General features: G+C 44.3%; 8 protein-coding genes and 1 pseudogene. All 9 read right to left on the reverse strand.

Features of this window, described 5'->3' with window-relative positions:
- Nucleotides 1-121: 121 nt before the first annotated feature.
- Nucleotides 122-1384, reverse strand: coding sequence for an IS1380-like element ISEnca1 family transposase (locus RVY80_RS09750; RefSeq protein ID WP_031587700.1), 1263 nt, complete (start codon nucleotides 1382-1384; stop codon nucleotides 122-124).
- A gap of 191 nt (nucleotides 1385-1575) precedes the next feature.
- A pseudogene (locus tag RVY80_RS09755) lies at nucleotides 1576-2376 on the reverse strand (IS1380-like element ISEcp1 family transposase); the annotation flags it as partial.
- A 401-nt stretch (nucleotides 2377-2777) separates the two neighbouring features.
- Nucleotides 2778-3062, reverse strand: a complete 285-nt coding sequence (locus RVY80_RS09760; protein WP_317330463.1) for a CD1845 family protein — start codon at nucleotides 3060-3062, stop codon at nucleotides 2778-2780.
- A gap of 67 nt (nucleotides 3063-3129) precedes the next feature.
- Entirely contained in the window at nucleotides 3130-3465 is a 336-nt protein-coding gene (locus RVY80_RS09765; protein ID WP_104410669.1) for a plasmid mobilization protein, read from the reverse strand.
- Complete coding sequence (locus RVY80_RS09770; protein ID WP_317330464.1) at nucleotides 3465-7994, reverse strand: SNF2-related protein; 4530 nt, start codon at nucleotides 7992-7994, stop codon at nucleotides 3465-3467. Before RVY80_RS09770 ends, RVY80_RS09765 begins: the two co-directional genes overlap by 1 nt.
- Before the next feature lie 113 nt (nucleotides 7995-8107).
- Entirely contained in the window at nucleotides 8108-9040 is a 933-nt protein-coding gene (locus RVY80_RS09775) for a DUF4268 domain-containing protein (RefSeq protein WP_008858596.1), read from the reverse strand.
- 25 nt (nucleotides 9041-9065) lie between these two features.
- Nucleotides 9066-9776, reverse strand: coding sequence for an RtcB family protein (locus RVY80_RS09780; protein WP_317330465.1), 711 nt, complete (start codon nucleotides 9774-9776; stop codon nucleotides 9066-9068).
- On the reverse strand, nucleotides 9740-10279 hold the full coding sequence (locus RVY80_RS09785) for an RtcB family protein (RefSeq protein WP_317330467.1): 540 nt from the start codon (nucleotides 10277-10279) through the stop codon (nucleotides 9740-9742). Before RVY80_RS09785 ends, RVY80_RS09780 begins: the two co-directional genes overlap by 37 nt.
- A gap of 64 nt (nucleotides 10280-10343) precedes the next feature.
- A complete protein-coding gene (locus RVY80_RS09790) occupies nucleotides 10344-11705 on the reverse strand; it encodes an IS701 family transposase (RefSeq protein WP_317330468.1) in 1362 nt (453 codons plus the stop codon).
- Between the last annotated feature and the right edge of the window lie 158 nt (nucleotides 11706-11863).

Genomic DNA, 11863 nt, shown 5'->3' on the forward strand with positions numbered 1-11863 from the left:
TTTACCACCACCTTTCAATCTTTTTCAATAAATTATTGATTGCAACTTTTGAGTAAAGATACTTATTAAACCCTGCAAGTTATCCACAGAGCAACACTCGATTTTCAAGATGATATCTTTATTATACCAGACATTTTTCATACACTTCCTTGTACGGATAGTTTTCTGACAAATTCATAATTACAGTTCTTGCGGTTTTAATGATTTTGGCTGCAAGAAATACATACTTCAAACGAAAGGTCTTTATTTGCTGTCTGTATTCTGAAGGCTCTAAGGAATCAATCTTGAACAACAAAAACAGGTTATATGAAAGCATCATCATTTGAAACACCGCTTCATTTGCCCAAAATGATTTAAGTAAAAGATGACCCACCGCCATGTCGTATTTGGCTTCTTTAATATAGTTCTCAGCATTGCCACGTTTTTCATAGGATATAACTACTTTTTCAGAAAGCAATGTAGTGTTTGTCACAAAGAAAAAGTATTCGTACTCAGAGCCTTCTAAAAGTGATATTTGTGCTCTTTCTTTTTCTGGTTTCAGTACGCGAGACACAACAAACCTTCTGTCTTTCTCCCAGTTATCTAATTTTGTAAACAGTTCTGTAGTTTCTCTGCCTTCTTCACCTTTAACGAATACAACCGATGAATTCGTTGCTTGGGATGCAAGCGTAGAATAACTTTTGGCTTTAATTAAATATTTGCAACCAAGAGATTCTATCGTTTCAATAATTTTTTCATCAAAGTAGCCACTATCCATTCGAAATAAAATCTCTAAATCATCTGTTTTGATGTTGGCTACTATTTCTTTGATCATTTCAGATGCACCGTTAGCTGTGTAAGTATTGCCACTTCTTACAAATCCGGTGACGTAGGCTTTTAATTCGTCGCAAAATGCAAACTGGATATTGTAGCATCGGTTTCCTAGTTTCTTGGGATTATATCCTTTTGATGCACCTTCTTGATGACCTTCTACGTTGATTACACTACTATCAATATCAATCGTAATGGATGTCAATTTACTTTTAGTGAGCAGTTTTTTAAAGACTTTAAAATTAATGTCTCTAAACATTTGTGTTGTCTTAAAGGTGAAGTTTCCTAAAAATCGTGACACTGTTTCAGGTTCTTTTACGGAAATATCAAATTCATTAACGAGTGGATCATTTTGAAGGAGCTTTAGACGTTCTAGCTTGTCTATACCAATAAAGTGACCACAGATCATCGTCTTTATATGATTCATCTTGATTTTATTTGTGGAGTCATTATCAAATACGAGGTCATCTTCAACTAGATCAAAAATCTCATTACTTTTTGCGTTCTCAAGGAGAAGAAAAAGACCTGCATTTGATGTTAGATTCTTAGCTGTGAAATCAATTTTATTAATCATAATTTAAACCCCTTTTTCTGCTTTTGTTACTATTATTGTACCATATATCGACTCATAAAAGCTGATAATTCAACACATTTTTGAGCATTTTTCTTTCACCCAATGGGTGAAAGCTGAATTTTGAAGGAACGTATATTTATCAATGCTTTGAGGGTGGTTTATAAAGTACTGACGTAGAATCTCAGTTTAACTAATTTTGTATACAGTTCTGTAGTTTCTCTACCTTCTTCTCCTTTAACGAATACAATTGATGAATTCGTTGCTTGTGAGGTGAGTGTAGAATAACTTTTGGCTTTAATTAAATATTTGCATCCAAGAGATTCTATCGTTTCGATAATTTTTTCATCAAAGTAGCCACTATCCATTCGAAATAAAATTTCTAAATCGTCTGATTTGATGTTAGCAACAATTTCTTTGATCATTTCCGCAGCACCGTTTGCAGTGTAAGTATTGCCACTTCTTACAAATCCGGTAACATATGCTTTTAATTCGTCGCAAAATGCAAATTGGATATTGTAGCATCGGTTTCCCAGTTTCTTAGGATTATATCCTTTTGACGCACCTTCTTGATGACCTTCTACGTTAATTACACTACTATCAATATCAATCGTAATGGATGTCAATTTACTTTTAGTGAGCAGTTTTTTAAAGACTTTAAAATTAATGTCTCTAAACATTTGGGTTGTCTTGAAGTTGAAGTTTCCTAGAAACCGTGACACTGTTTCAGGTTCTTTTACGGAAATATCAAACTCGTTGACGAGGGGATCATTTTGAAGTAGCTTTAGACGTTCTAACTTATCAATGCCAATGAAGTGACCGCAGAGCATGGTCTTTATATGATTCATCTTGATTTTATTTGTTGAGTCATTATCAAATACGAGGTCATTTTCAATAAAATCAAAAATCCCATTGCTTTTTGCATTCTCAAGGAGCAGAAAAAGACCTGCATTTGATGTTAGATTCTTAGCTTTGAAATCAATTTTATTAATCATAATTAGAACCCCTTTTTACTACTTTTCTTACTATTATTTTACAAATATCGAGTCATAAAAGCTGATAATTTAACATATTTTTGAGCACTTTTCTTTCACCCAATGGGTGAAAGCTGAATTTCGAAGGAACGCATATTTATCAAGGCTTTGATTATGCTTTTTGAAGTACTGACGTAGAATCTAGGTTATACATTACTTCAAGGAAAATCTCCAGATGATTTGTATGCATAAAACCAAACTGCATAAAACCAAACTGCATAAAACCAAACATAAAAAAGCAGAAGTGCCACCATAAAGCAAGGATCAAGATAAACGGCTTCGCCGCGCTTGCTTTATGGTGTCACTCCTCCTTTGCGTCAATTAGGGGAGGAATAACCAAAATGCTTTTGTCCCTCTTAGCATCAAATAGATTTGAGCCTTTCATTTATTCCGCCCATCGTACCAATCAGCCAAGCGGCAAGCATTGGTATTCCATAAGGACTGATGAGAAAGGCAATGAATAATGCGCTTATGCCTTGTTTTGTTTCGCCCAAAAGCAGTATTGTTGCGAGTCCAAGTGCGAACAAGATAAATGCCAAAATTGAAAGCAGCATCGAGCTGAATACACAGACAAACTGGCATACAAGTAAAATGATAGATACAATAAGTGTTATGGGAAACAACAATATTTTAAGCAGTATTCGCATATAATCGACCTCCATTTCTATGAGATAAGCGTACCAAAGCTTTTTCTGTCTGTCTATGATATGGATTTTAGATGGCAGAAATACGGCAGAGTATTTCGTCTGCCGTCTCCCAAAGCTTGTCATAGCTTTTTCTTAATTCCTCAATGTCATCGGCGTAAATATTGCCTGTTTCATGCACTCGCTTCGTGAGTTGATTTAAGCTGTTACTGGTGCGGCGAAGGAGACTTACCAGCTCTCGTATATCGGATAAATCAAGCTGTATTACATAGCCGTCCACCGCCATCTTGCGAAGATAGGCTCCTAAATTTTTTGTGCCGAGCTGTTCCATTTTTTCTGTTATAAAACTGCGTTCATGTTCTGTTACCATGAAGTGGAGTTGAATATTTCTTACTCGTTTTGCCATTATCGTGCCTCCATTTCTTTCTCGTGTTTTAACTTTTGCTCCTTTCCTGCTTTTGGTGACTGCTTTAAACTGTCTAAGATCGAGGGGCGGTCTTTTTTGCATAGAGCATCAGTAGTTGGAGCATGACCGCTAGCGTCCATATTAAGCTCTGCATCTAGGGCAGAGAGCCGTACAGTTTTCTCCTTTAGCTCCTGTTCTTGTGGGAATGGCTTGCCAAGCTCTGCCTTTGCAGCCGCTTGCTGATTGTAAAGATTTTCGAGCTGATCCGTCACTGCTTTTAAGCGTTCAGGCATAGCGGCAAGAACGTTGTCTATACGAATAAGATTACCCCTAGAATCCATACCGAGCTTAGCAGGGTGGCTCATTGCTCCCTTTAGGGAGAGTTGAAACTCCCTGTTAAAGCTGTCAAAGGATAGATGCATGGAAAAGCCACGGTAGCTGCCGATTTCCACGGATTCACTGCCTTTTACTTCTTTGCAGGCCTCTAAAAGTGCTGCTCCTGCGTTGTCCTTATCAGTTAAGGCATCGCGCTTAATGACCATTGGCATAAATTCGCCATCTTTTGGAATATGCGCTTTAAGGATCTGTAAATCCTGCTCGAAGCCTTTGATGTAGCCTTTATTTCTTTCTATGTTCTCAGGAAAGTATTTCAGTAAATTATCTTCAAGGCGGTACTGGCTGCTTTGGTGGTTTGCCTTTAATAACTTTAGCCTTGATACATCAATATCTAAATCCATCTTTTCCTTGATTTTGGGGTTACCTGCACAAAGCGCCTTAATTTCTGCATAAGAGAGAGCTGCCTCATCTACATCCTCACAGGAACGGACGGGACTTTTGGAGGTCATAATTTGCGAGATGAATTTTTGCTTGTTTTCTACAGTCTGCCAGAGGTACGCATCAAAGGTTGCCTCGGTTACATAGCGATAGATCCCGACTTCCTCGTTTAGGTTGCCTTGCCGTTCAATTCTGCCTGCTCGCTGGGTCAAATCCCCCGGACGCCACGGGCAGTCAAGGTCGTGGAGAGCTACAAGGCGGTCTTGGATATTCGTGCCTGCGCCGCATTTGGCGGTACTGCCAAGCAATACACGAACATCGCCACTGCGTACCTTTGCAAATAGTTCTTTTTTACGCACTTCGGTATTTGCCTCATGGATAAAGGCTACCTGATGTTTGGGCATTCCCATTTCCACCAGTTTGTTACGAATATCATCATAAACATTAAAAACAGCAAAAGGTTTAGTCGCACTATCCGGAAGACTGTCCTCAAGTGCTGCAAGCTCAACACCGTTAATGGCTTGTGAGCCTGCCTTTGCCGCTCGCTCGTCCAGTGACATGATTTTTCCCTTTGGAGTAGAGATGTCGCAAAATACAAGCTGTGTCAGCTTATCCACAGAACCTTCTTGCCAAATGCGGTAGATGTTATTTACACAGGCATTGACTTTGCTTGCTTTATCATCGGGAAGGAGTGGGTTGATAATGCGTTGGTCTAGCCCAAGTTTTCGACCGTCAGAGGTAATTTTAAGCATATTGTCGATGGAAGGGTCAACTTTATTCGCATGGACTTCGGCAGCTCGCTTTGATAGCTCCTTTACCATATCCGATTGAATCTCCGTAGGTTTTACTGCAACTGTTTCATAAATCACTTTTGGGGTCGGTAAATCTAACTGGTCAGCGGTTTTAATATCCGCTACTTCTTTAAACATCGCCATCAGCTCCGGCAGATTAAAGAACCTGGAAAAGCGTGTTCTTGCACGATATCCGGTGCCTTCAGGAGCAAGCTCTATTGCCGTTACCGTTTCGCCAAAGGTGCTTGCCCAACAATCAAAGTGGTTAAGTCCGTTTTTTTGTAAAGTGCTGTACTGCAAATATCGCTGCATGGTATAAAGCTCGGTCATGGAATTGGATACCGGCGTGCCGGTGGCAAAAACAATGCCTTTGCCGCCAGTCAGCTCATCCATATAGCGACATTTCAGAAACATATCACTTGATTTTTGAGCGTCGGAGGTGGATAGCCCTGCCACGTTTCGCATTTTGGTATATAGGAACAGATTTTTGTAGCTGTGTGCTTCGTCAACATAGATCCTGTCAACACCAAGCTGTTCAAAGGTCACTACATCATCCTTGCGCTCTTGAGCCTCTAATTTTTTTAGCCGTTCCTCCAGTCCTTTTTTTGTGCGTTCAAGCTGTTTGACTGTAAAACGCTCGCCACCGCTTGCCTTAATTTCCTCAATGCCATCAATGATTTCATCGATCTGTTCATGGAGTAAGCGCTCCTGCCGTTCTATAGACATGGGGATACGCTCAAACTGGCTGTGACCAATGATGACTGCATCGTATTCTCCTGTTGCAATCCTCGCACAGAACTTTTTACGGCTTCTCGATTCAAAGTCTTTCTTCGTGGCTACCAAGATATTGGCGGCCGGGTATAACCTTAGAAATTCACTTGCCCATTGTTCAGTCAAGTGGTTGGGGACGGCAAAGAGCGGCTTTTGGCATAATCCCAGCCGTTTACTTTCCATTGCGGCAGCTACCATTTCAAAAGTTTTGCCTGCACCTACTTCATGGGCAAGCAGGGTATTGTTGCCATAAAGAATATGAGCAATGGCGTTTACCTGATGAGGTCTTAGGGCGATTTCTGGATTGATACCGCTAAACTTAATGTGCTGACCGTCATATTCACGTGGGCGAATAGAATTGAATTTCTCGTTGTACTCCCTGACAAGGGTTTGCCGTCTGTCTGCATCTTTGAAAATCCATTCCTGAAAGGCGTCTTTGATGGTCTGCTGTTTTTGCTGTGCCAGGGTGGTGGCATCTTTATTGAGTATTCGTCGTTCCTTTCCGTCAGGATCGGTTACAGTGTCGTAGATGCGAATATCACGAAGGTTTAAGGCATCCTCTAAAATGCGGTAGGCATTGGCTCTGTCCGTGCCATAGGTAACATAAGCAGCCACATTGTTGTAGCCGATGGAGTTTTTGCCCGTTATACTCCATTCAGCAGTGAAAGGCGCATATTTCACTTCAATCTGCCCTTGATGCCGCCAAGGGGTATCAAACAACTCATACATGAACTGCTCAATATAGCCCTTATCAATCCAAGTTGCACCAAGACGGACATCTATTTCCGATGCCTCAAGGTCTTTTGGCTGTGCCGCCTCCAGTGCGGATACGTTTGGACTGTAAATATCCGATAGCCTTGCTGCCAGTTTTGCAGTGCGGAGTTTTTCACGGACATTTCCAGAGAGATATTCATCGGCAGTCACATAGGTGGGGTTATTCTCATTCTGGAGATCGGGCAGGCGAAAGATAACACCTGTCAATTCCTGAGCAAGCTGTTCTTCCGGCAAACCTGTGAGTTTTGCCATGTATGCCATGTTTACTGATGCCTTTTCTCCGATAGATACCGCCAAAGCCTCACTTGCAGTATCCACAGAAGTAATGTCAGCACGTTTTTTGATGGTGCGTTTGGTGATCATATCGGCTTTGGATTTCAGATTGCCGTTTTCGTCTACATCTTCAAGAGAGCAAAGGAGATAGTAGGAATTGTCCTCTGAAAAGGCAAGGTTGTTGCCACGGCTGTTAATTAGTCCATATTTTGAGGAAAAGCTATCATATAGGTAGTTAAGGCGAGACTGTTCCTGCTTAATGGTATCTTCGCCATAATCCTCAAGCTGATAGCGGATAAGGTCATTGACACATTCCCTGAGATTCACCAATCCTGCAATGCGTTCCTTGGCTGTTTGGTTAAGTTCGGGACGCACCATGCGGCTGTTTTCGCGGTAGTATACCTCACCATCAACAAGGGTATAGGAAAAGTTTTTTACCGTTGGGTCAGCAGGCAGGGTGGTTGCTGTGGCTACCTCCAAATCTGGCAGCTCTGCTTCAGGGATATTTCCATCAATGTTTGCCATAGCTGTCTTTAACAGCGTAGCAAGGTCGGCATCGGGAACAGGCGTGCAAGTGCTTTCCATGCCGAACTGACCGCTTTTCATCTCCATAGTACCAAGTATCATTTCAGGATGCTGTGCAAAATAGCTGTTTAGGGTAATGTCATTTTCGTTGGTATCTAGGTAAATCCAATCCCTATCCACATCAATCGGTCTGTCACGCTTTTGCAGAAATAAAATATCACTTGTAACTTCCGTGCCTGCATTTTTCAAGAAAGTATTATTCGGGAGCCTGATGGCACCAAGCAACTCGGCTCTCTGGGCAAGATACCGTCTGACTTCGGGAGATTGCTTATCCATTGTTCCTTTGGAGGTAATAAAAGCAACCACACCGCCGGGGCGCACTTTATCCAGTGCTTTAGCGAAAAAGTGGTCATGAATGAGAAATCCTTGGTTGTCATATCGCTTTTCACTGAGCCTGTAATTACCGAAAGGTACGTTGCCAATGGCAATGTCGAAAAAACTGTCGGGGAACTCGGCTTTTTCAAAGCCTGTGATAGCGATATTGGCATCGGGATAGAGCTGTTTTGCAATTCTTCCTGTGATGCTGTCAAGCTCCACGCCATAAAGCCGTGAATCTGTCATGCTGTCAGGGAGCAGTCCAAAGAAATTGCCGGTGCCACAAGCAGGCTCTCAAAGGTGTCTGTATTTGATACAATCGAACGATAGCAGGGATTTTGAACACCCCCGTGTTCACTTCAATCGGTGTTGTACTGATTGGCTATCTTCTTGAGCAGAAGTGCTTTTTCCATGAACCAGTCAAAGTAGTTTTTATATTCTTTTCTATCAAACGCCGCATCAAGCTCCTTGGTCAAAAGCATACGTCCATCTTTTTCACCTTCTGACCACTCAATGGAAGCGCCTAATTCCTTTTCTATCGTATCTTGATTATCTTTCAGCTGCCTATACCAATCCTTCCCCTTGGCAACATACAAGCCCGCTGTCGCCCGATGGCGGGATGTGTTGATTGTAAATTCTACCACCACAGACGATACGCCGGTACTCAGGTTGTACCAATTGGTCGCGAAAGCCTTTCTGCATGAGAAGCTCTTGCTGAACTTACTGTCTTTATCGAAGGCATAGTCACAGAACTGCTGCCAGAAGTTCAATTGGAATTTCCGCAGCGGCGTCAGGGTTTCTGCAGCTTTCACCGTTTTTGCCCATTCGTTGGGACGTTCTACAACATTAAACCGTGGTGCTGGCAGCGAATCCCCAATGCGCCAGAGTTCAATTTCAATCAGGAAAAAACCAATATTTTCATCCGTATGCTGATTCAGCCATCCGATAGCCTGTTTATGCTCATCACGAGCCCTTTTGACAATCCAGACTATAATTTCAGCGTCTTTCCCTGCCGCATACGTAATGATTTTTCCCAAATGATCATGGTCGGTATCTTCCAGCTGATTCTCGATGATAATCCCACGGGAACTCCCGCTTTCGCGGGCGTAGATGTCTACACTGAAACTTCCTACTGGAGATTCCGTTTCCTCAAGCTCTAGGTCAATTTCAATGGCATCACTCAGCTGTTCCAGATTTTCTTTTTGGGCAAGCCATTTTGAAAAATCCTGTTCCTCATGCGGCCAGATAGACCGCAAGTCATCAATCCGTTTCATGCACCCTAGTTTTTCCATATATGTCACTTCACTTCCCGATGCTTTAGAAATGCTTCTCCTCTGCCGCCTTGAAATTATAGACTGGTTTCATCACGTCGATAACGTCCACGGTGTCACCGATGACATCCAAGATATCGTCAAGGGATTTGTAGGCCATAGGAGCCTCGTCAATGGTACCTTCGTTTACCGATGTTGTATATACGCCTGCCATCTCCTGCTGGTATTCCTTGAGGGAAAGCTCTTTGATTGCCTGGGTACGGGACATGATGCGGCCTGCGCCGTGCGGGGCAGAGTAATTCCACTCGGCATTGCCTTTGCCGAGTGCCAGGATGCTTCCGTCACGCATGTTGATGGGAATGAGAACCTTTTCACCCTTATGTGCGGCGATGGCTCCTTTTCTGAGAATCATCTCATCGACATCGATGTAGTTGTGAATGGTATGAAACGCTTCGCCGGGCTGAAGGCCGGCTCTTTCCAGCAGTTTTTTGGCAATCTGCTCCCGGTTCAGTCTAGCAAACTGCTGGCAAAGAGCCACATCATGCAGATACTGCCTCAGGTATTTTCCGGAGACAAAGCAAAGATCTTCCGGCAGCTTTTCTCTGCGTTGTTCTGACTTCGCCTGCTGGATGGCCTTCTGGATTTCTTTTTGCCGTCCTGCTGCCTTGTATTCTGCTATGATATGCTGGAGCCGTTCTTCCAGTGTTTCATCATGGGCATTCAGCTCAACGGCCATGCGCTGATAAATCTCCGCCACCTGTTTTCCAGGTTCCGGCTTCCTGTATGGATGACGAGATAATGTCGACCATCATGGGTTTTATCGACCTCGATGAAATGATTCCCGCCTCCCAGGGTACCGATACTGCAGGCAATCCAAGACAGTTTTTTCAGCTTGTCATAACAATAGAGCCGCTGCAAATTGAAGTCAGCCTGTTTCTCAGGCCAGACATTCATCCCGGAAGGTACGATGTGAGCCGCTTCATCGAGTCTGGCAAAATCAATCGGCTGCTTGTCAAGAGCAATCGTATACATGCCACAGCCGATGTCCACGCCGACGATGTTCGGTACTGCCTTGTCTGTGATTGTCATCGTCGTACCAATCGTACAGCCTTTCCCGGCATGGACGTCCGGCATAATCCGCACCCGGCTCCCCTTCGTCAGCTCATAGCTGCACATGCGGCGGATTTGTTCCCTCGCTTTCTCATCGATACTCTTGGCATACGATATTGCCGTTGTAACTGTTCCTTCAATCCGTTCCATTGTCGCTTCACCTGCCGTCCCTGAGTTCCATAATTTTCTACTATTATACAACAGTTTACAGCTTTTAAGCCGCTTGCTCATCGCCCCAAGCCAATGCTTGCAAAGCCTTGAGCAATGTGCTTGAATTTATGCTACTTTGGGCTTTGGACACCAAAGTGGCGAAAAATACTTCCTTGTGGATCTGCTGGCTTAGCGCGTGCCGCAGCTCTTGCGGGCTCTTGTCCCGGTAGGTGTTCAGCCGCTCGTCCTCATACGGCAGGATCTTCATGAGAGCGTGCCCGGAATTCGTTAGGTTCAGCAGATGCTCAATCGCAGTCTTTGTGCGAACTTTGTAGCTGCCGAGCTCCCAGAACATCTTCTGCTCGTAGTAGTTCGTCTCAATGCCCCAGCGGAGCTTGTAGAGCTTGAGCGGGTAAATCGCCATATGCTTGGAGCTGGTGTTGCGGAGCCCTTTGTTCTCCTGCCAAGCAATGCTCATGTGCAGCGCCATCGGATCTATGGTGCTGAAAAAGAGACGGTACGAGCCACTCTTGCTCAGCGTCACATAGGCATGGACGGTATGGTCGCCAAAGATGCGCGTTTTCACCAGACGGTGAGCAACAAAATAGTTGTCCATCCGGCAAAGGTAATTCGTGAGATCATTGGCAATCTCGTCCAGCATCAAGCGTTTACCGTACTTTGGTGGACGGCCGCGACGGCCTGCCGTCGAATCCGGCAACTCGAACATGGCCGTATCGTGGCGTGCATTGCAGGTCACATTGAGATTCGGATAGCTGAGAGCATGTGCGAGCAACTCGCGCTTGGCGTACCAGCTATCGAAGAGCAGGATGACCTGGCGTTTTTCAAGGATTGGCATGACTTCATCGAGAAGCTGGCAGGCAAGTGTCAGCTTCGAGGCTTCGCCGTTGCTCATGACGTAGCCAATCGGCACCGCGATATAACGGATCTGCTGCTTGCCTGCGGTCTCATGGAGGACCGGCACGCTCATCGTCAGGCTGACGAAGGCATGCCCATTGAAATAGGACTTGCCATCGTGTTTGGCGTGGTCGTACAGGATGCCTACACCGTCGAAGTGCTTGCCCCCCTTGGCAATGGACGTGTCGTCCACGCTGAGCAGGATAGGCTCCTGCCGCAGTGCCTCTGGCACTATGGCAAGCGCCTGCAGCGCCAAGGCCTGGCGAATGGATGCATCCGTGACGAGGCCGTTGCCAAGGGCGCGGTAATAGCTGTTGAGCGATGCGTCCGTCTGCTTCGATAGGAACTGCCGGAACAGGCAGCGCACCGACGGCGCCGACTCCAGAGCCAGTTGAGCAATGAGTAACCACGCCAGCAGATGGCGCGTCCGTCTCGTCGCAGATGGGAACAAGGAAGAAAAAGTCGTCAGGAGTCTGTTAACTGTCGGCTGACTGGTGTATAATTGAGACATCACGTAGCACCTCTCGTGTTTGGTTTGTGGTGAATCTTGAAGTGGTAAACTAAAATTGGACACGGAGGGGGTAATTTTTGGACATACGGTGTATACTGTACGGATAGTACGAAATTAATTATCGGACAGAAATTCTCCCTCACAGGACAGGAGGTTTG

Origin of the sequence: Veillonella absiana, from assembly GCF_032970865.1 — a bacterium.
GTDB lineage: Bacteria > Bacillota > Negativicutes > Veillonellales > Veillonellaceae > Veillonella > Veillonella absiana.